Raw genomic sequence first — 20,937 nt, 5'->3', positions numbered from 1 at the left:
AAACGATTTGGCACGAAAATTGCTTATTAAAAATGTATGAGTGATGAATCTACATTTTGAAAGGGAATATGTCTATGGGTGTAAATCATGCGGAAGTTGTCATTATTGGAGGTGGAATCGTCGGTTCAGCCATTGCTTATTTTTTGAGTAAACAAGGGTTGGACGTAACCGTGCTCGAGAAAGGGGAATTGGCGAGCGGTACGTCATCTCGTTGCGACGGTAACATTTTGGCTATCGATAAAGATCCAGGCTTTGACAGTCAAATGTCGCTGGTTAGTCAAAAGATCATCGATGAACTGAGCCGGGAATTGGCATGTCCGTTCGAATATAGGGCGCCAGGCAGCATTCTCGTCTGTGAAACGGATGAAGAAATGGAGGCAGCCCAGCAGTGGGTGAATAGGCAGAAGGCGTTAGGACTTCCGTTTCGGATGCTGGACCGGCAGGATATTCGCCAAGAGTCGCCGTTTCTGGCAGACGATCTTCCGGGCGGACTCGAGTGCGGCACGGATTCGACCGTCAATCCTTATCTACTTACTTACTCCTTATTTGATGATGCTCAAAAAAAATATGGTGCCCGTGTCTGTTTGAGAACGGAAGTTACTTCCATCAACAGAGATAGGGTAACAGGGAATTTCAAGATCAGCACGAATCAGGGTGAGTTTACAGCTAAAAAAATCGTGAATGCAGCAGGTGTTTGGGCTCCGCATATCGGCCAAATGGTCGGCTTGGACATTCCGATCGTGCCCCGGAAAGGGCATCTGATCGTTGCCTCGCGCCAAGTTCCTGTAGGTTTGCGGAAAGTGATGGAATTCGGCTATTTGATCTCCAAATTCGGCGGCCGGCGGAAAGTCGACCCACTCACGGAGAAATATGGCGTTGCACTCGTATTCGAACCTACGGAAAGCCAAAACTTTTTGATTGGCAGCAGCCGGGAGTTTGTCGGTTTTGATACCCACGTGAATATGGAAGTTGTTCGTTGTATGGCGAGAAGAACGCTTCGTTTTTATCCCAAAATCGGAGATTTTCAAATCATTCGTACTTACACGGGACTCCGGCCATGGACGAAAGATCATTTGCCGATTGTTTCTGCAGTCCATGAGGTGCCGGGCTATTATATCGCGGCAGGGCATGAAGGAGACGGAATCAGCTTAGCTGCGGTGACGGGGAAACTGATAAGCCAAATCATTACGGAGCAGTCCGAAACGATAATTTCAACCGAACCTCTAAAGTTTGAGAGATTTCAGGAAAGGGTGGATCCTACGTGAAGAGCAAAAAAGTGTTTACGACCGTAGATACGCATACCGGTGGAAATCCTACAAGAACGGTGATCAGCGGACTTCCCAAACTGGTAGGGTCAACGATGTCGGAAAAAATGCTGCATATGAAAACGGAGTATGATTGGATTCGAAAAATATTGATGTACGATCCGAGGGGACACGGCGTCATGTCAGGCGCTCTGCTCGTGGAACCTTGCCATCCGGAAGCGGATATCGGCGTGATCTATATCGAAACTGGCGGTTATTTACCGATGTGCGGCCATGATACCATAGGCGTTTGTACGGCATTGGTCGAGACCGGAATGATTCCCGTCACGGAGCCAACGACGTATTTGAAGCTCGATACGCCTGCGGGACTGGTTGAAGCGGAGCTTGCGGTGCAAAACGGGAAGGTCCAGAAAGTTGCTTTTCAAAATATTCCCGCTTTTTTATATAAGCATGTAAAGGTAGAAGCTGAGGGATTAGGCGGCGTCTACTGCGACATCGCATACGGCGGCAACTTTTATGCGATAACGGATGCCCGGGTGCTGGGGCTTGATCTTACGCCTTCCAACGCAGATACCATTGTGAAAATGGCTGTAAACTTGCGTAAGGCGATTAATCAATCGGTTGAGGTGGTGCATCCGGAGGCTTCGTATATAAGAGGATTAACCCACGTTGAATTTTATACAGACCCGACACATCCGGATGCCCATGTGAAAAATACCGTGATTGTCCCTCCTGGCGGAATTGACCGCTCTCCTTGTGGTACTGGAACTTCGGCTAAGCTTGCGGTGATGTTTGCCAAAGGGGAAATACGCATGAACGAGGAGTTCGTACACGAGAGTATTGTCGGTTCGCTGTTCCGTGCCGAGGTCGTCGGCACGACAAAGGTAGGTCGCTTCCCGGCTGTGGTGACAAGAATTGAAGGTTCGGCATGGATGACGGGAATGCACACATTTTTTATGCATGAGGACGATGAGCTTAATGAGGGATTTTTATTGATTCCGCCTGCAGAAGATCATTGAGAAAGGAGCGTTAACGATGGAACTAAAGCAGTATTATACAACAATTGACGCGCATACGGGAGGAGAGCCTCTGCGTATTATTACAGGGGGGATTCCACCGTTAAAAGGCGATACCATTCTTGCGAGAAGGGCTTACTTTCGCGAACACTATGATTACATTCGGAAGGTGCTCATGTTTGAACCGCGAGGGCACCATGGGATGTACGGATGCGTAATTACATCGCCAGTAAGTCCAGATGCCGATTTCGGCGTACTCTTTATGCATAATGAAGGATTCAGCACAATGTGCGGGCACGGCATCATTGCTGTAGTAACGGCTGCCATTGAAATGGGCTTTCTTCCGGCAGCCGAGGAACGCTCGCAGATTATTTTGGATACTCCGGCCGGCAAAGTGTTTGCTAAAGCCGAATGTGAAGGCACAGAGGTGAAATCGGTTTCGTTTCTGAACGTTCCTTCATTCGTTTTCGCACAAGACGTACGAGTAGAGGTTCTAGGAAAGTCTTTCACGGTAGACATCGCTTTTGGCGGCGCCTTCTATGCGATTGTCCAAGCAGAGGAGTTGGGCATCTCTGTTGACATTGCTGAGTTGTCTAAACTCCAAGAGTGGGGATCTTCGATTAAAGCCTACATCGAGAGCAATATGACAGTTAGCCATCCTTTAGAGCCGCAGCTGCAGGGCATTTATGGCGTGATCTTTTCGGATTCTCCGCGTAAGGAAGGCTCGCATTTGCGCAATGTGACGATATTTGCAGATAGGCAAATTGACCGTTCGCCTTGCGGAACGGGAACTTGCGCGCGTATGGCAGTATTGCAAGCCCGTGGCGAGTTAGAGATCGGTCAAAACTTTGTGCATGAAAGTATTGTAGACAGTCAGTTTACGGGACGCGTCATGGAAACTGTGAAAGTGGCTGAATATGAAGCTATCGTCCCTCTTATCCAAGGGCGAGCTTTCATTACCGGGACACACCAGTTTATTGTTGACCCGTCTGACCCGCTCGGGGAAGGCTTCCTTCTGGGTTAAAGGAAGTAGGAGGACTAAGGGGGAGGCAGCGTAGTGTATTCATATAGCGTAACGCAATGGATCTACGGAAATGAAGATTTGGAAACTAGTCTCGTTCGATTGAAAAAGTACGGTTATGACGGTGTGGAGCTTGCCGGTGAACCTGATAAGATGGACCTGGGTGTTGTTCAATCGCTGTTAAGCAAGTACGGTCTGGCATGCACCTCCATATGCGGGATCTATACATTGGATCGCGATCTCTCTAGTCCTAATGTGGAAATACGGAGTCATGCCGTTCAATATGTGAAGGCGTGCGTCGACATGGCTGTTCAGTTGGGGGCTTCTGTTGTCATCGTCGTTCCGTCGCCAGTCGGGAAAAGTGGCCCGGATTCGACCTATAAGGAAGAATGGAAGCTGGCAGTCTCCAGTCTTCAAGAAGCAGGAGCCTATGCGGAGTCGAAAAACATCGTTCTGGCGATTGAAGCGTTAAATCGATTTGAAACTTATTTGGTTAATACGTTAAGCGCGGCTAAACAGCTAGCCCAAGAGGTGGATCAAAGCAGCGTACGAATCATGGCTGATTTGTTTCATATGAATATTGAGGAAAGAAGCCACAGATCCGCGCTTCAGAACATAGCTCCATATCTGGCTCATATCCATATCGCTGACAACACGAGAGAAGCGGCTGGTTTAGGCCAAACCAACTTTGAGGATGTATTTAGAACATTGCAGGAACTCGGATACCAAGGATGCATTACCATGGAATTTATGCCGCCGGTATCTAATCCATACATGACGGCTCAACAAAGCGAATCGAGCGCACTTCATGATCGATACACGCAACAATCCATCTACCATATCAAGGGCATCGTCAGAGCATTGATGAAATAAGGGTTCTAACATTGAGAGGGGGGGATGCCCCTCCTTTCCCACCACATAAGAAAGTATAAGTTTTCGGATCCCGAAGACCGCTTTCTTATTGGCGATAAAACCTACCTCTAAACGCGGTCGCACATCTCTGATTGGCTTCGATAGAGGTTTTCTCATAATAGCAAGAAGGTGTGTTCGATTTTACTTTTAACCACAACGTGGAATTGAATTTCGGGATAAATCTTGTTCCAATCCTTTTCGAGGTCTTTCCACTGTTTGGGGTACTTCCGATGAACGATTTCTTTAATTCCGATGAGATCGACCTTATTTTTTTTTGTATAAGAAATAAACGCCATCATCTGCTCCTTTAACGACTCATTCAGTTCAACTTTCCACTTTTCAATTTGTTCAGGGTCGATCTTCGTTTCTTTTTGTACCTCTGCCACGTCAAAGTCTGCGTGAAGTTCTATCGTAACTGAGGGGATACCGTTTTGCATATTCGGTATGATCTTCGCAGAGTTATGGGTGTTTTCAAAAGAAAAGGACTTCTTTTTTTCTTCGGAATGAAGCGTTTCCTCTGCCTCTTTCGATTCATTGATAGCTCGAAGATAAGACTTGGTTTTTTCTCCGTCCATATAGGAAATCAGTTTGTCTTTGGCAAAGACGTACATGCCTCCTACTCGCAAGTTCAATTTCTCTGTTATGGGATGTTTATACACATGTAACGCCGGTACAGTCAAATCGTTGTAATCATTCGTTAAGGTCTGAAACACTTGCATTTGTGTTACTCGTTTGGTGCTAGCGTTGCTTTTTTGCGCTTTGATAAGCCCAGTAAGCCCTATTGAGGTCAATTTTTGCAGCGGAACTTCGGCTGAAAGGATATCCTTTGCTTTTCCGTCTGTAATGTACACATTCGTCATGTTTCGAAAATGACGTAAACGAGTGAGAATATCAAAGTGTTTCTGTACGCCTTCTTTTGCCACCTCTTTACTGAAAACAATAGCGCTAATATGCCCCCAAATCAAAGTTCTGCTCGTAGTAGCACTCAATTTCCTGGCAATATCAAAAAGCGTTTCCCCTACCTCAGACAGGTACACGGGATTTCCTCTAAGCCCTGAAGGTGCTTGACCTTGCGGAACCGTCTGTGATATTTCGACCGTTACACGAATGTTGTTATTTTCTTCTTTATCGATAGTAAGCGTATGAATAATAGCTATTTCATTGAGCTCCTCCCTTCCCCAACAACCCGTCAATGTCGCTAGCATTACAATCAAGATCATAAAGGAAATGATCCGCTTAGGCATGATGTTTCCTCCTGTTACGGTTGTTTGCTCATTCTTTTGCGGACAATCAAGGCCACTAGCAGGATTAAAATGGGAAGATACAATTGAAAAGTTTGGAAATACCACGGTTTCACATTATAAATTGTCGATAATTGTACCAGGCTGGAAACCTTAAATTTGGTATGAATAAACATACAAAGAGCGATAGGTAGAATAAGCCAACGATGGTTTTTTATGCTTAACACCTCCGAGAGACCATACACACTTCCCATGAAATAAAAGGAGAACTTGATAAAGATGCCAAGCATCCAAATCGTTACAACAAACATATCAATCCGATCCACGAAGTTGGCAATATTGATGTTGCGAATCAGTGACAGCGTCGGATAAGTTAGCTTTTCCGTTGTTTCTGCTCCCAAAGTCATCGTAGAGACCAAAACGAGTATGCATGAAAGTAATATAGCTAAAAGCATACCTATGACCGCGTAAACAGGTGTATGTTTTGTTTTCCGAACATGGTTGATAAACATGCAAACGATAAAAGCATCTCCAAAGAAGGACGTCGGCACTGCCCAAAATTTCAATGGCTCTAAAAGGCCGTTTTCCAAAATAGGTAATAAGTATTCAGGATGATATTGATTAACCAGGAGCAAGCAAAGGATGAGATAGGCACAAAAAGTGATGAAAAAAATGACTTCATTCATGCGAGAAAGCACTTCCATACCATGAAACACCACATAAGAAGATAAAACAATTGCAACAATTAGAAACACAGAGAAGGGGGTGGAAGGTTCTATTGTAATAAGAAAAAAATCAGTGAACTCACGCATCACCCACGTACATAAATCAATAAAATAAAAAATATAGGCAAAGTTGAATAGCCCGCCAATAAAGCGCCCAAACACTATACGATTAATATGAAAAAAACTTTTTCCAGGAAAAAGTCTTTCTAGAACAATAAACAACATAATGTTTATACATCCAAAAAGTCCGAAGATAAATATAAAAAGCCAGCCATCTCTGCCGGTCGTAGCGGTAAGGGACTGTGGAACATATAGAATGGTTGTGGCAATGGAAATAATAGCAAGCAGCTGCATGAACTGTCGATTTGAAATGACCTCTTTTTCCATTTGCTAACCACCTTACAGAAGTTCTTGGTACTATTTCTTTCCAGAGCGCATGAAGCCTTTCACTCGAAAAAGAGATGAGCGTTTTTTGCTCAATGTTAGTGGACGTCGAAAAAATATATCTATACTATCGGACCAATTAAATGGGGCCATAGGTGAAAGATAAGGCACCCCGAAGGAACGCAAGGAAGATAAGTGTATAAATATGAGAATGGCAGCTGCCATCAAACCTACGTAACCTAAAATTCCTGCTGAGATAATAACAAAGAACCGAACAAAACGAACAGCGTAGGCAGCACTGGTTGCAGGGATTGTAAAGGAGCAAATGCCTGTAAAGGCAACGAGAATAACCGTCTCTGGCGAGACAATTCCCGCCTGAACAGCTGCTTGCCCCAGAACAAGCGCGCCCACAATACTGACCGCTGAACCAACCTGCTTAGGCAACCGAATTCCTGCTTCGCGCAAAATCTCAAATACTCCCTCCATCAGCAGGACTTCAACTAATGTAGGATAAGGAACAGGTTCGCTTCCTTGGACGACACTCATTAATAAGGGTGTTGGAAGGAACTCAGGATGGTAAGTTACCGTTGCAATGTAGAAAGCGGGCAAGAACAATGTAATAAAGGTACAAAGTAACCGTAACAACCTAAGAATGGTTGAGACGTGATAGCGCCAGTAATAATCCTCACTCACCTGAAGCGACTGAAAATATACATAAGGGACAATCAAAGCCCCCGGCACCGCATTTAGCATGATAACGATTCTTCCGTCCAGTAGCGCGCCCACCGCTTTATCTGGTCGCTCCGTGGTTTCTATCAGAGGGAACAGCGTCCACTTGTTATCCGTCAACCATTCCTCCATATAGTTGACATCAAGAAAATCTTCTTCAGGAATGTTTGAGATTCGATTATGCACTTCCTGCAAGATGTCATCACTAACGATACCTTGAATGGATAATATGGCAATCGTATTCTTCGTGTATGAACTTATCTTCTTATACTCCACTTTAAGCCTTGAAGATTTGCAATGGAAGCGTACTAACGCGATGTTGTTCGTTAACGACTCGGTAAAACCATCATGTGGTCCTTTAATCGAGACTTCGTTTTCTGGCTCTTTAACAGATCTCGTTTGGACGGAAATCGTATCTACAGATAAAGCTTGAGTTGCACCCTCCAAAAGAAAAATGGTACAACCACTGATTAACTCTTCAACTGCTTCTTCGATGGTTTCCACGCTATTGTTAGCTCTAATTTCAAGCAAAGATACTAAGTAATCTATGTTCCCAATTTCATCGTTTGTTATTTCGGGAAATTTCACTAATTTATTTAACAAGTCGGTTGGGTCAGCGAGGCCACCTAGGTACAAGATACCAATAACCTTGTTGTTCTCAAACTCGATTTTTTTTACAACCAAATCACCTGTATCGTACATATCCGCCTTGATCGCATCGATACTAGCTTGCATGTCGAGTTGAATATTTGTCTGGTTAGCATTGTTCATCTTATGTGAATGTACACCGCCCTCGGTTATTAATTCCTATTTTTTCCTTGGCGAGTTTTTTTAAACCTTTATATAAGTGAATAAAAATCGATGTTTTCGGGGACATTGGATTCAGGTGATAGATATGAAACCATTCGTGTACTTAAACATAGCCTCTATTGTATGGGCACTGTTTCTTCTCAATTATTTGCCGGGAAGCAAAATGCTTGAGACAAATCAAAGTAACCTGTGGCTTTTTATGCTCGTGAGCTTGTGGACGATTGTGCCTACGCTGCTTATGATCTATGTAACGGCATGGATATCTAAAAGAAGTCGTAATTCTATATCCGAAAGAAAATGAAGGAAATATTGTAGAACTGTAACAAAAGGGCAGCTTCTTAAGTCGAATGCTGACTTGGAAGCTGCCCTTGGCTTTGTTTTAACGACTCATTTCGTTGACATTTGCTATAATTGTCTGGTTCCTTCCAGATTCCTTAGCTTTATACAAGGCCTGGTCGGCCATATGAATCAGCTCTTCAGCCGAATCTGAATGCAAAGAATAGTGTGCGATGCCCTGGGAGACAGTAATAGGCTGTCCAACAGGATTTGTATTATTTTCTAGTGTATTGCGAATTCGTTCGGCAACATGATAAGCATCGTCAGCAGCAACTTGAGGAATAAGTGCAATGAATTCTTCACCTCCGAAACGACAACACACATCACTTGGTCGAACAGTTGAAGTGATAATTTTTGCGAAATGCTTCAACACTTCGTCCCCAGCTTGATGACCATAAGTGTCATTAATAGATTTGAATCTATCAATATCCATAATAATAATAGAAAACGATGTTTGCTCCTCAATCCATTTATGCATGATTGCTTCGAGTGTTCTTCGGTTTGTTAACCCGGTCAATGGATCTGTCATTGCATCATGCGTCAATTGATCGGTCTGTTTTTTTATAGCCGTTAATGCATATCTAACTGCTTTTGATAACAAATCGAGCTCTCTATTCCAATGCTGTTTTCCTTCAGGGAGTTCGACTTTTTCTCTACCGATTTTGCTCACCAGGTCGGCCAAGGATACAAAAGGTTTCGCCAATCTGCGCGCAAGCCCTATGACGGTTAGCATTAATAACGAAAATGGAAGTATCGCATACAACAGAATGGCTGTTATATGACGAAGCAATTGTTCATAAACGACACTTATTGGCGACTGCACAACTACACCCCAACCATTTTCCGGAACCTTTACGTATCCTGCTAGTAAAGTCTCTCCCTTCAAATTGACCATCTGTTCATATCCGCTATGACCTTGAATAAGCTTTCGAACGATTTGATTGGCGCTAATATCCTCGCCTAACCGAGTTGTGTCGCGATGGAACAGCACATGACCGTCGGATTCCACTATGTAAAAATATGAACCTACTTTATCTGTCGGGTTACTCCCGAAGATCATATTCAATATGTTGTATTCTTCAAGGTAAAGAGTTCCTCCGATAAACCCTCGGTATATACCTTCCTTGTCGAATATGGGTTCGCTCATAAATACGATGAGGCGCTTGGAATTTGCAGTAATGTAAGGTTTGGAGAGGTAGGGCTTTTGCGATACCAATGCGGCCTTGGCCGCTTCCGTTGTAATATATTTTCCAGCTGTGCCGATGGATTCCGGAGACACATTTCGAACAAGTCCCGTTTCATCCACCACGGAAATGGAATTAAAGTAGTTGCTGCTATGACGCATTAATTCTAGATTAGAATATACTTCATTTGCATTCATGGCGTTTATATTTGAAAAAATGCTTGCAGAATAGTACAAGCTGCTACGCATGGATTTAAACAAAGAGTCTATGGTCTGGCTCATTTTGCCTGCACTTGAAAAATTCAAAGTGAGTGTTGTGTCGATCAGTGATTTTTTTTTCGATTGATAGGAAGCAACGAGCAGAATGGTTAAAGTCAGAAGAACGGATAGGGAGACCAGCCCTATTAAAAGTGTGGCCAAGCTAATCTTATTTCTTTGGTTTGCTTTTATTTCGTTTAGCATAGGCACTGGCTGCCCCCTTTGTACTGAATTCGACATATTTCGTCATGTTCGAGCTTTAATTATAAAACAAAATACCTATAAATGCAGTAAGGGATTTCCATATACCATGTCTAAAGGCGTATAAAGGTATTTTAATGCGATGATAAAAGAAGGTACAGATTCATACAACAAGAATTAACCGGCTGCGAATGCAGTCGGTTTTTTATAATTTTTATGTTGATTTATATGAATTGGTTTGAAATAATGTCTCGATACGCTTTATTTTAAGTTAGGAGAATTATCTCAATGAACAAACGTATACGCGGGTTAAATAAAACTTATGCTATGCAGCTAGCAACCATCTTTGTGGGATTCATTATTTTTGGAATCTCAGAAAATATTAAAGGTCCAGCAATTCCGTTAATTCAATACGATTTTAATCTGGATGAAAAGCAGCTTGGCTCCCTTTTGTCACTCAATGCGTTGGGTTATTTGATCGCCTGTGCCTTTACGGCTTACTTGACTCGCAGACTGGGTATCAAAGCTGTGAGCCTTCTTGCCTTCGGGACTATGCTGGTTTCGGGTATCCTTATCTTTTTCTCCCACAGCTATCCGGTTTTTTCCTCGTCTTATTTTTTGATGTACATCGGCAACGGTATGCTCGAGATCGCTCTTGCCATTCTTGGAGCTCGCATTTTTGTCAAAAATACCGGTACAATGATGAACCTATCCCATTTCTTTTATGGGCTCAGTTCTATCGCGGCCCCCATGCTCGCGTCAGGTTTGATGTCGGTGAGCTTGTTCGGGCATATGGTAGACTGGCGGGGGATGTATCTCATTATGCTTTCCTTGTCAGTGCTGCCGATGATTCCAGCATTTCTCGGCTCTTTTCCGGGCGATAATCTGCAGCATGAGGAGAAAATTCCGTTCAAAACGCTGATACGCGATCCTGCTATTTGGCTAATCGTACTCATTCTTACGTCTGGTGTTGTATCGGAAATGGCTGTGGGAGGATGGTTGGTCAATTTTCTGGAAAAAGCCTATAAGTGGGAACCTGTTTCTGCTTCCGGAATGTTGTCTGCGTTCTTCTTATGCTTCTCACTTGGAAGACTTCTGCTGGGACCAGTCACGGATAAGATCGGGTTCAATCTATCCCTCATTATTTTTTCTGGATTTACTGCAGTATGTACCTTCCTCGCCATCTGGGGAGGAGAGTCACTTGCTGTTCTGTTCGCTGTCGCAGGGGTAGGAATTTCGCTGATTTACCCTACGGTCATGGCCTTTATTGCTAGGAGATACCCACACAGTAGTGAAACCGCCATCACATTTGCCGTTACCCTCATGGGTATCGGCAGTGTTATCGGTAACTATGCGATTGGAGCTATCACAAACGGCATCAAAAACCTCTACGGAGCTGAAGGTGAAATGGGTCTACTGCGAGGACTACAAGCTGGATACGGATTTATTGGATTGTGTGCGCTCATCTGTGCTTTATCAGGCTTTATATTGTATAGATATTTGAAAGCGCGCAAAGAGCTGATATAATTTCCGAACTTCAAATAGCACAATCTGTTATAAAAAGCGTCCACCAAACCGTACAACCGGTTTGAAGGACGCTTTTTCCTTTTTAGAATGCAGGAACTACCGCTACTCCGTACTTGTCTTGGATAAATTTTTTCACTTCAGGAGAGGTTAAAGCAGCTCCCAGTTTTTTGATTTCATCGCGGTTTTCGTCACCTTTGCGAACGGTAATTACGTTGGCGTAAGGAGAGTTTGCATCTTCTCTGAACAAGGCTGTTTTTGGATCGATTTTAGCCTCAATAATAATGTTCGTGTTGATAACCGCGCCATCAAGATCTTGTAAGGATCTAGCTAAAGTAGGGGCTTCAGCTTCCACAAACTTCAGGTTTTTCGGGTTACTGACGATGTCTTTAGGTGTTGCCTGGTAGGTAGTCAAACCGTCTTTCAGCTTGATTAATCCTTGCTGCTGAAGGAGTACAAGCGCTCTATATTCATTGGATGGGTTGTTTGGAATGCCAATTTTCGCGCCATCTTTAATATCATCCTTCGATTTGAGCTTGGTGGAGTAGAAGCCGATAGGCTCAACGTGAACTTTGATCGGATTCACAAAGTCGAAGCCCTTTTCAGTTTTAACTGAATCGAAGTAAGGCACATGTTGGAAGAAGTTCGCGTCGATTTGCTTATCTTTAAGCAGCTGATTCAACAGACCTTCATCCGTGACTTTAACAACGAGGTTAATTCCTTGTTCCTTAAGCTTCGGTTTAACGAAATTAAGGATTTCAGAGTGCGGGATTTCTGCAGATCCGATGGTTAAAGTGACTTCTTTTTTTGGTGCTTCTGTTGGAGCGCTGCTTGGTGCTGCCGCAGTTGCTGCTGGTGAGGACGCTTTAGGACTGCTCGCTGCTTCCGTACTGCTCTTGGCACCGCACCCAGCAAGGATAACACTAAAAGCTACGAATAATGAAACGATAGAAAATAATCCCTTTTTACCCATGGATAACTCACTCCTATTTCTTTTATGTATATTTGGTCATGCAATGAAACCGATAGGAACAATCTTGCTCTAGCTTTAATCAAGCTTGAAGCGTTTTTTATTTATGGACCTAGAAACGTAGTCTCCTGTCCACTGAAAAATCTGCACAAGAAGAATAATGATAATGACAGTTGCGATGAGGACGTCTTCACGAAATCTCTGATATCCGAAGCGAATGGCCAAACTGCCCAGCCCTCCAGCACCGATGGCTCCGGCAATCGCAGTAAACTCGGTGATGGCGATAATAGCAATCGTGACTCCGCGTACAAGCGCTGGCAGGGCTTCAGGAATAAGCACTCTGAAAATAATCGTAAACGGGGAAGCTCCAACGGCTTTTGCCGCTTCTATTTTCCCAATGCCAACTTCCTTCAGCGATGTTTCGATTATCCTTCCTAAGAAAGGTGCGATACCGATCGAAAGTGACACGATAGCGGCCGTAGGTCCCAAGGTGGTTCCGACTATCAAGCGAGATAAAGGCAGCAGCAGGACGATTAATATGATAGAAGGAATGGAGCGAATGCAGTTAATTACCAAACTTATGACTTTATGGAGCACCGTAGCTTCAAGAATACCGCCTTTCTCCGTTACTACTAGAGTGACGCCAAGCGCAGTACCCATAATCAATGCGAAAATGGAAGACCAAAACAGCATATAGAGTGTTTCTAAAAGAGCAGGCCAGAGTAATTCGATTAATTCTTGAATCATATGCTGACTCGCACCCTCTCTTCGATGTGATGCTTATTGCGGTAGAAATCAATGATTTTTACAAATTTCTTGGCAGTGTCGCTTTCGGGATGTAGGAAAAATTTGTCCACGGATCCTTGCTCAACGATTTTACCTTTCTCGATAACCGCAAAGTTTTTGCAAATGTGCTGCAGCACATCGAGTTCATGGGTGATCAGCACAATGGTCAAATTAAGCTTACGGTTGATGTCTTTTAGCAGCTCTAGAATCGAGTAGGTCGTTTGAGGATCAAGCGCTGATGTCGCTTCATCACTGAGAAGTACGTCTGGCTCATTAGCGAGAGCTCTGGCGATGCCAACCCGCTGCTTCTGACCTCCGCTCAACTGGGATGGATGAGCATTCTCTTTATCGCTTAGTTCTACAAGCTCCAGTATTTCACTAACACGCTGGCGAATGTACGATTTGGGATGACCTGCAACTTGCAAGGGGAAGGCCACATTTTCAAATACAGTCTTGGATTCAAGGAGGTTAAACTGTTGGAAAATCATGCCGATCTTCAGTCTAGCTAGGCGCAAGTCTTTCTCTGAGAGGTCTGTAATGACCTTGCCTTCGATCTCAATGCTCCCGGAATCAGGCTCCTCCAACCGGTTTAGACATCGGATTAGTGTTGATTTACCTGCACCGCTAAAGCCTATAATGCCAAAGATATCCCCTTTTTCGATCTCAAGGTTGACGTTTTCTAAAGCAGTGAACACAGATTGGGGTGTTCGATATGTTTTATTGAGATTTTTGATGACGATCATGGTGACCCTCCTTAATGCCAATTAATCCGAGCGTGTTAGTTTAATTTAAATGACGCCTTAAATTCTGTCAAGAATATTTCTTTCACCGCTTGTTCAGGCTTTTCATCCTGGGATTGACGGTTATTGGGGAGGGTGGTAAATTAAAACAAATTAAATTCATTGTATTACTTGGAATTAAAGGAGGAAGCCTCATGTCTCGTAAAAGACAAATAAAACTGTCCGCCTATTTGGTGGGAACCGGTATGCATGTAGCATCTTGGAGACATCCTGATGCTCAGGCGGATGCCAGCATAGATATTGATTACTACAAACATTTGGCTCAAATTGCGGAGAGAGGAAAGTTTGATATTGCCTTTATTGCGGATAGCTTGGCTATCAATGAGGAGTCGCATCCGAATATTTTGACCCGCTATGAACCTATCACCTTAATTACAGCTTTAGCAGGGGCAACCTCGAAGATTGGCGTTGTTGCGACAGCCTCCACCTCTTACGTAGAACCCTTTAATCTGGCGCGACAATTCATGTCCGTTGATCATATCAGCAAGGGTAGAGCTGGTTGGAACATAGTAACGACTAGAGATTTGTCCGGGAATACAGCATTGAATTTCAATGGCAGTGAGCATTATGAGCATAGCTATCGATATAAGCGGGCTGAAGAATTTATTGACGTGATCAAAGGCTTATGGGATTCCTGGGAAGATGACGCCTTCATTCGCGACAAAGAAAGCGGCCAGTTTTTTGACCGCAGCAAGCTTCACAAGCTGGACCATGTAGGCGAGTTTTTCTCGGTGCAGGGGCCGTTAAATATTCATCGCTCCAAACAAGGACACCCAGTGCTGGTGCAAGCCGGATCCTCGGAGCCTGGACAACTGTTCGCTGCTAGGAGCGCAGAGGTTATTTTTTCACATAAAAATAGCCTCGAGGACTCTCAAGAATTTTACCGTTCATTCAAAAGTAAGGTCGTCTCCTTCGGCCGCTCCGCGGATGAAGTGCATATTCTACAGGGCATTTCGCCGATTATTGGGGAAACCGATGAGATAGCGCAGCAGAAGCTTGCCTACTTGGAATCATTAATAACCGACGAAACAGGCTTAAAGTTCCTGACCGATTATTTTGGAGGTTTGGATTTAAGTGAGCATACGCTCGAAACCAGAACGCTTGATATTGGATTTGGCGAACTGACGGGTGTACGATTCGAATATGAGAAATTTCGTCCTTTCGTTATCAAAGAAAACCCAACTCTTAGAGAACTATATTCTTTGTTAACCGGGTCATATACCGTCAACGACTTTGTAGGAACGCCTGAAAAAATAGCCAATAATTTAGAAAAATGGTTTGTTGAAAGAGCAGTAGACGGCTTTATGCTGATGTCACCGCTTTTGCCGAGCAGTTTGGAGGATTTTGTAAATCTGGTCGTCCCACTTTTGCAGGAGAAAGGATTGTTCCGGACCGAATATGAAGGTGATACGCTTCGTGATCATCTGAATTTGCCAGTGCCCCCAAATCGGTATAGCTTAACGCAGTCGGCATCCAATAAGTAATCTGGTTCCAAATTTACTGTTGACTGTTGCAGATGTTTTTAATAGAATTAACCAAGGGTTGTAATTCATACTAAATAACTAGGAATTGAAGACGTTTGATGTACCAGATATACTGGACATACATTTCGCACCCCAACGCATCCTCATAGCAGGATGAAGTACAATTATTATTATTTAACCTTTGGATAATAAATACAGCTAACTCGACAACGAGAAGCAAACTGATCCAGTTTGTTTCTTGTTGTCTTTTTTGCATTTTCACATTTGGAGGCTGTTCCATGGCAACTACCCACACGAATCGTATGGCGCTGAGAAACACGAATACAAGTAACAATCGAAACATCCAACAACAGATCGGCAGCACCTATGAAAAGATGCTAAGGAACTCACTGTACAAGTTCCTGCTTTTTGTATCGGGACTGCCAGTCAATCTGATTGTGACCCTTATTTATCTCGTTCGAAAGAAATCCGATCCATATTTGCAGATTAGAGAGGAGACAGTAAATCGTTATCGTCAAGAGGGATATGAAAACCGACTTATAGAGGAGGCTAGAAAACAGCTTACTAACAAGTATTTATTTTTTAATAAACCGATTAGCACAATCAAGCTTCAAAAAGAGGCGAAACGATTCGCAGACAACGTCTTTCATGAAGAGGTTACGAAAAAAGTAGAGGAAGTCATGAGAGTTAGCGGGGTTAATAAAGTTACTTATGGCGGTACTTTTAAAATGCTGATCTCGAATCCGTTATTTTTTATGGCTTCACTACTTCCGGGATTATTGATGTACCTGATCATTTACATCTACAGCAAGCCATATCTGAAATATGTGTTCGATCGGTTAGTCATGATGGTGTTTGTTATTTTCGGAGTCACATTTCTAGTCTTCACGATTCTATATTTATCTCCTCTGGACCCTGCGGCTAACATACTAGGTCAGACGGCAACACCGGATCAATTGAATCAATTCAATGAGGTTTACGGGCTGGATCAGCCTTATCTCATTCAATTGTGGAACTCCTTTAAAGGACTCATTACCTTTGATCTAGGCAAGTCATTCTCCGGGAACGAAATGGTGTCAACAGAGATTACTCGCAAGCTTCCGATCACATTGAAATTAACGGTGATTTCATTAATCATCGCCATTCTTATGGCTATACCTGCTGGTCTTATTTCGGCAACAAGGCAGTATTCTTTCTTCGATTATGGCTTCATGTTACTTGTATTAATTGGTTTATCGATCCCGGATTTTTGGCAGGGGCTCGTAGCCATATTGAATTTTTCTATTAAGGTAAACTGGCTGCCAGCCACCTATAATCCGGACAATTGGCTATCCTTAATCAATCCAGCCATCGTGTTAGGGACGGGACTCGCAGCATCGGTAGCTAGGATGACAAGGTCTTCCACGCTCGAGGTGATTCATCAAGATTATATCGTTACGGCTAAAGCCAAAGGATTGAATGAACGCAAAGTCATCTTAAAGCACGCACTCGGCAATGCGCTTATTCCCATCGTCACTGTGATCGGATTACAGTTTGGCGGTATGCTCGGCGGCGCTGCTGTAACGGAAAAAGTATTTAATATCAACGGGATTGGCAGCTATATCGTAGATAAGCAGTTTATTCCAGATATTCCGGGCATTCTAGCTGGGGTGATCTATGTAGCCGTGACCATTTCACTGGTCAATTTGCTGGTAGATCTATTGTATGCGTTCCTAGACCCCCGAATCAGATCCAAAATGAGAGACTACTAAAGCGGGTGCATGATGAGCAAACAACACTATATGAAACGTGAGACAAAACGCAAACTGAAAGCTTTTCAGGAATACAAGCTTTCTAACTTTGCATGGTCTTCTTCTCTTGTAATATCCATCTTATTTTTATTCAATGGTTACGATTTGTTCGAGCGGACCATACATATTCCATTTCTTACTTTTGCAGGTATCTATTTGATTTTCGGACTGTTACAGCTGCTCGTTTCGGTGAAAATCAAAAAGGATGTCTTGGATGGAAATGCGATCAAAACGTCGACTCGGATCTTCGGATTTTCACTGATTGTTGCTCTGCTGACAGGGAATATATTCGTTGCGATCGCTGCGCTCGACATGATCAAAAAAGAAAAATCGATTGAATATACACTAGCCATTTATATGGCTTTGACGAACTTTTGTATCATCAGTATCTCAGGTCTGAATGTATTCAAACCCTACGTTTCTAATTTGTTTTTACTAGGCATGGGCATTCTTATCGGGATCAGCATCTTACATGTCCTTTCCATGTTTATAATCACTGTCTTTGTGAAGAACGGAGCGGTGGATCGCAGGCTTGTACCCCTGGCTTACCTGTTACTCGTCACTTCGATTACAGGCAATATATTCTCCTTGCTTCTAGGATTTACGTTGTTATCCAAAATTAAGAATGACAACAAGGAGATACTCGTGACGTGGATTGATATTTTGCGAAGATTATTTAGAAATTCCATGGCTGTACTTGGTCTTTTATTCATCACAGTTCTGCTCTCCATATCGATCTGCAGCTATTTTACTTTCGAGTATACGCTTGCGATAGAAAACAATTATTCAACACTTCTACTGCCTCCAAGTCTGGAGTATCCGTTTGGAACGGATGATTTCGGGAGATGTGTGTTTACAAGAATTGTGTTCGGCGGACGAATTTCATTATTAGTAGGTTTCATTTCGACATTAATCCCGGTCCTTGCGGGTGGATGCTTGGGTGCTTTATCCGGTTATTACGGCAAGTACATCGATAACTTCATTATGAGAGCTTTAGATATTTTATATGCGGTTCCGGGGATGCTCCTAGCCATTGCAATTGTGGCAGCATTCGGGGCTAATACAACTAATTTAATACTAGCGCTTAGTATCGGATACATCCCTACCTATGCGAGGACTATGCGGGCGACGGTTTTAAGCGTTTCGAATTATGAGTTTATTGAAGCGGCTAGAGCGTGTGGAGCGAAGGATCATATCATTATTTTCAAACATATTATTCCGAATTCCTTGGCACCGATTATTGTGAAAGCCACGTTGACGATAGGTGTAGCTGTCATCTCTACCAGCAGTTTAAGTTACTTAGGCCTGGGCGTTGAGCCTCATATCCCGGAGTGGGGTAATATTTTGAAAATAGGAAGCGATTATCTGGAATCCAAATCGTATTTGGCCGTTTACCCAGGGCTGGCGATCATTATGATGGTGTTATCCTTTAACTTTTTTGGGGATGGGCTTAGAGATGCCTTGGATCCGAAGTTGAAATAGGAGATGGATGGAACATTGGACAACATACTAGAAATCAAAAATCTCCACGTTCATTACGTGACGGAGGATAGCGAAATTAAGGCTGTAAATGGTGTGAATCTGGCAATCAAGAAAGGGGACAGTCTGGGTCTGGTCGGCGAAACAGGCGCAGGGAAAACGACAACAGCGCTATCGATTATTCAACTGATCCCCGACCCTCCCGGAATAATCGTAGAGGGTGAGATTCTTTTTAACGGGAAGAACTTAATTCATAACACAGAAAAAGAGAACAAACAGCTCAGAGGCAACGGAATTTCCATGATCTTTCAGGATTCGATGACGGCGTTAAACCCGATTATGCGGGTTGGCGATCAACTAGCCGAAGTGGTCATTACGCATACCAAGGTGAGTAAAGCGGAAGCCAAAAGGCAGGTCATCGATTTGTTGGAAACCGTTGGGGTAAAGGCGGACCGATACAATGATTACCCGCATCAATTTTCCGGTGGCATGAAGCAGAGGGTGCTGATCACGATGGCGCTGCTGTGCAATCCGGAATTGTTGATTGCAGATGAACCTACGACAGCCTTGGATGTAACTATTCAGGCTCAGGTACTCGAGCTTATAAAGCAGCTAAGAAAAAAATATAACATGTCCATGATATTAATCAGTCATGATCTGGGTGTTGTTGCGGAGACATGCGACAGAGTTGCCATCATTTACGCCGGGGAAATCGTCGAAATTGGCACGGTTGAAGAAGTGTACACCAATCCTAAGCATCCTTATACTAGAGGGCTCTTCGAATCGATACCCAAGCTCGAGGAAGATCAATCCAGGTTATTTCAAATTGAAGGAACTATGGCTAGTCCTGCCTCATTGCCGAAAGGCTGCTACTTTCACCCTAGATGCAAATACAAAGCGGACATTTGTGAAACCATTTCACCGGGGATGCAGGGAGAAGAGCATCTTAGCAAATGCCATTTCTCACTACGAGATGAGGTGTTGGCATGAGTTCACAAAATGTGTTAGAGATCAAACACGTAAAAAAACATTTTGCCGTTCCAAAAGGCTTACTGCATGCCGTAGATGATGTTTCTTTTAGCGTGAAGAAGGGTGAGACCTTAGGGATTGTAGGGGAATCCGGGTGTGGGAAGAGTACCTTAGGAAGAGTCATCTTAAGATTACATGAACCGACAGCAGGCAATATCTTGTTTAAGGATATGGACATTACCACCTTCAGTAAAGAGGAAATGCGGCAAATGAGACAGCATATGCAGATTATTTTCCAAGACCCGTATGCTTCTCTAAATCCAAGATTGACGGTTTCGCAAATCATTGAGGAGCCATTAACCTTCTTTAAACTTTACAAAACAGACAAAGAACGTAAAGCCAGAGTAGCAGAGTTGATGGATTTGATCGGGCTGCCGCAAAGAGCTTACAATGCGTACCCGCATGAATTTGATGGAGGACGAAGGCAGCGGGTCGTTATCGCTAGAGCCTTAGCCATTAATCCTGACTTTATCGTGTGTGATGAACCAGTCAGTGCACTCGACGTATCCGTCCAAGCGCAAATTCTCAATCTGATGGTGGATTTGCAAAAGCAGCTGGGGCTAACTTATATGTTCATTTCCCATGATCTGTCCGTCGTCAAACATATCTCCAACCATGTCGGCGTGATGTACCTAGGCCAGCTGATTGAGAAAGCGTCTAAGTCGGCGTTTTTCAAAAGGCCGCTGCATCCCTATAGCATGGCTCTCTTATCGGCGATCCCGTCTGTCAACGTGAAGGAGAAGAAGGACAAGATCATTCTGAAGGGGGAAATTTCATCTCCTATTAATCCGAAGCCGGGCTGCCGTTTTGCTCCAAGGTGTCCTTTCGTTCAAGACGCATGTCTGGAGAAAGATCCTGAATTTAAGGAAATTGAAGATGACCATTTTGTTGCCTGTCATAGGGTTGAAGAATTTGCTCAAGGACTACTTCATTATCATTAATTCCTCAACTATTTGAGTGGGTTATATATAGCTATACAACAATTACTGGGAGG

Annotated in this window: 18 protein-coding genes; 11 read left to right on the top strand and 7 right to left on the bottom strand. The window is 43.5% G+C overall.

The genetic code is table 11. The annotated features are described in order from the left end of the window. Positions 1–74 precede the first annotated feature (74 nt). From GC102_RS14815 to GC102_RS14800, 4 genes are read left to right on the top strand one after another with little or no spacing between them, the layout of a single operon-like run. Complete coding sequence (locus tag GC102_RS14815; RefSeq protein WP_171690225.1) at positions 75–1,265, top strand: NAD(P)/FAD-dependent oxidoreductase; 1,191 nt, start codon at positions 75–77, stop codon at positions 1,263–1,265. Beyond that, positions 1,262–2,284: a proline racemase family protein gene (locus tag GC102_RS14810; RefSeq protein WP_171690224.1), complete on the top strand. Its 1,023-nt coding sequence runs from the start codon at positions 1,262–1,264 to the stop codon at positions 2,282–2,284. Before GC102_RS14815 ends, GC102_RS14810 begins: the two co-directional genes overlap by 4 nt. 16 nt (positions 2,285–2,300) lie before the next feature. After that, positions 2,301–3,305, top strand: a complete 1,005-nt coding sequence (locus GC102_RS14805) for a proline racemase family protein (RefSeq protein WP_171690223.1) — start codon at positions 2,301–2,303, stop codon at positions 3,303–3,305. Between the two features lie 33 nt (positions 3,306–3,338). Then, positions 3,339–4,175 carry a sugar phosphate isomerase/epimerase family protein gene (locus GC102_RS14800; RefSeq protein ID WP_171690222.1) on the top strand — a complete coding sequence of 279 codons (837 nt, stop codon included), beginning with the start codon at positions 3,339–3,341 and terminating at the stop codon, positions 4,173–4,175. A 152-nt stretch (positions 4,176–4,327) separates the two neighbouring features. Here GC102_RS14800 and GC102_RS14795 read toward each other — a convergent pair whose 3' ends face one another. Genes GC102_RS14795 through GC102_RS14785 form a run of 3 tightly spaced genes read right to left on the bottom strand, consistent with a single transcriptional unit; the run spans position 4,328 to position 8,064 of the window. After that, positions 4,328–5,458 carry a Ger(x)C family spore germination protein gene (locus GC102_RS14795; protein WP_171690221.1) on the bottom strand — a complete coding sequence of 377 codons (1,131 nt, stop codon included), beginning with the start codon at positions 5,456–5,458 and terminating at the stop codon, positions 4,328–4,330. Between the two features lie 14 nt (positions 5,459–5,472). Beyond that, positions 5,473–6,567, bottom strand: a complete 1,095-nt coding sequence (locus GC102_RS14790) for a GerAB/ArcD/ProY family transporter (RefSeq protein WP_171690220.1) — start codon at positions 6,565–6,567, stop codon at positions 5,473–5,475. 30 nt (positions 6,568–6,597) lie between these two features. Then, positions 6,598–8,064, bottom strand: a complete 1,467-nt coding sequence (locus tag GC102_RS14785) for a spore germination protein (RefSeq protein ID WP_171690219.1) — start codon at positions 8,062–8,064, stop codon at positions 6,598–6,600. Between the two features lie 124 nt (positions 8,065–8,188). On the opposite strand from GC102_RS14785, the gene GC102_RS14780 reads away from it, so the two are divergent. After that, the gene (locus GC102_RS14780; RefSeq protein WP_171690218.1) at positions 8,189–8,404 is read left to right on the top strand and encodes a hypothetical protein; all 216 of its coding nucleotides are present in this window, start codon (positions 8,189–8,191) and stop codon (positions 8,402–8,404) included. 78 nt (positions 8,405–8,482) lie between these two features. Here GC102_RS14780 and GC102_RS14775 read toward each other — a convergent pair whose 3' ends face one another. Next, positions 8,483–10,084 carry a sensor domain-containing diguanylate cyclase gene (locus tag GC102_RS14775; RefSeq protein ID WP_246320926.1) on the bottom strand — a complete coding sequence of 534 codons (1,602 nt, stop codon included), beginning with the start codon at positions 10,082–10,084 and terminating at the stop codon, positions 8,483–8,485. Between the two features lie 285 nt (positions 10,085–10,369). On the opposite strand from GC102_RS14775, the gene GC102_RS14770 reads away from it, so the two are divergent. Further along, positions 10,370–11,608, top strand: a complete 1,239-nt coding sequence (locus tag GC102_RS14770) for an MFS transporter (protein ID WP_171690216.1) — start codon at positions 10,370–10,372, stop codon at positions 11,606–11,608. 82 nt (positions 11,609–11,690) lie between these two features. Here GC102_RS14770 and GC102_RS14765 read toward each other — a convergent pair whose 3' ends face one another. The 3 genes from GC102_RS14765 to GC102_RS14755 all read right to left on the bottom strand — a co-directional run bounded on the left by GC102_RS14765 (position 11,691) and on the right by GC102_RS14755 (position 14,104). Beyond that, the gene (locus tag GC102_RS14765) at positions 11,691–12,578 is read right to left on the bottom strand and encodes a MetQ/NlpA family ABC transporter substrate-binding protein (protein ID WP_171690215.1); all 888 of its coding nucleotides are present in this window, start codon (positions 12,576–12,578) and stop codon (positions 11,691–11,693) included. Positions 12,579–12,653: 75 nt separating this feature from the next. Continuing rightward, entirely contained in the window at positions 12,654–13,322 is a 669-nt protein-coding gene (locus GC102_RS14760; protein ID WP_171690214.1) for a methionine ABC transporter permease, read from the bottom strand. Beyond that, on the bottom strand, positions 13,319–14,104 hold the full coding sequence (locus GC102_RS14755; protein WP_171690213.1) for a methionine ABC transporter ATP-binding protein: 786 nt from the start codon (positions 14,102–14,104) through the stop codon (positions 13,319–13,321). Before GC102_RS14755 ends, GC102_RS14760 begins: the two co-directional genes overlap by 4 nt. Before the next feature lie 191 nt (positions 14,105–14,295). Between GC102_RS14755 and GC102_RS14750 the strand changes: the two genes are divergently transcribed. The 5 genes from GC102_RS14750 (at position 14,296) to GC102_RS14730 (ending at position 20,884) form a co-directional block, all read left to right on the top strand. Continuing rightward, the gene (locus tag GC102_RS14750; protein WP_171690212.1) at positions 14,296–15,645 is read left to right on the top strand and encodes an LLM class flavin-dependent oxidoreductase; all 1,350 of its coding nucleotides are present in this window, start codon (positions 14,296–14,298) and stop codon (positions 15,643–15,645) included. A gap of 278 nt (positions 15,646–15,923) precedes the next feature. Further along, the gene (locus GC102_RS14745) at positions 15,924–17,396 is read left to right on the top strand and encodes an ABC transporter permease (protein ID WP_312883276.1); all 1,473 of its coding nucleotides are present in this window, start codon (positions 15,924–15,926) and stop codon (positions 17,394–17,396) included. 12 nt (positions 17,397–17,408) lie between these two features. After that, positions 17,409–18,917, top strand: a complete 1,509-nt coding sequence (locus tag GC102_RS14740) for an ABC transporter permease (RefSeq protein WP_171690255.1) — start codon at positions 17,409–17,411, stop codon at positions 18,915–18,917. Between the two features lie 15 nt (positions 18,918–18,932). Beyond that, the gene (locus tag GC102_RS14735; protein WP_246320924.1) at positions 18,933–19,904 is read left to right on the top strand and encodes an ABC transporter ATP-binding protein; all 972 of its coding nucleotides are present in this window, start codon (positions 18,933–18,935) and stop codon (positions 19,902–19,904) included. After that, positions 19,901–20,884: an ABC transporter ATP-binding protein gene (locus GC102_RS14730; RefSeq protein ID WP_171690210.1), complete on the top strand. Its 984-nt coding sequence runs from the start codon at positions 19,901–19,903 to the stop codon at positions 20,882–20,884. Before GC102_RS14735 ends, GC102_RS14730 begins: the two co-directional genes overlap by 4 nt. Positions 20,885–20,937: the final 53 nt, after the last annotated feature.

The sequence above is a fragment of the Paenibacillus germinis genome (genome assembly GCF_013141785.1).
Taxonomy (GTDB): Bacteria; Bacillota; Bacilli; order Paenibacillales; family NBRC-103111; genus Paenibacillus_E; species Paenibacillus_E phytorum.
The sequence above is the reverse complement of the archived record's forward strand: the minus strand, read 5'-3'. Positions and strand labels throughout refer to the sequence as shown.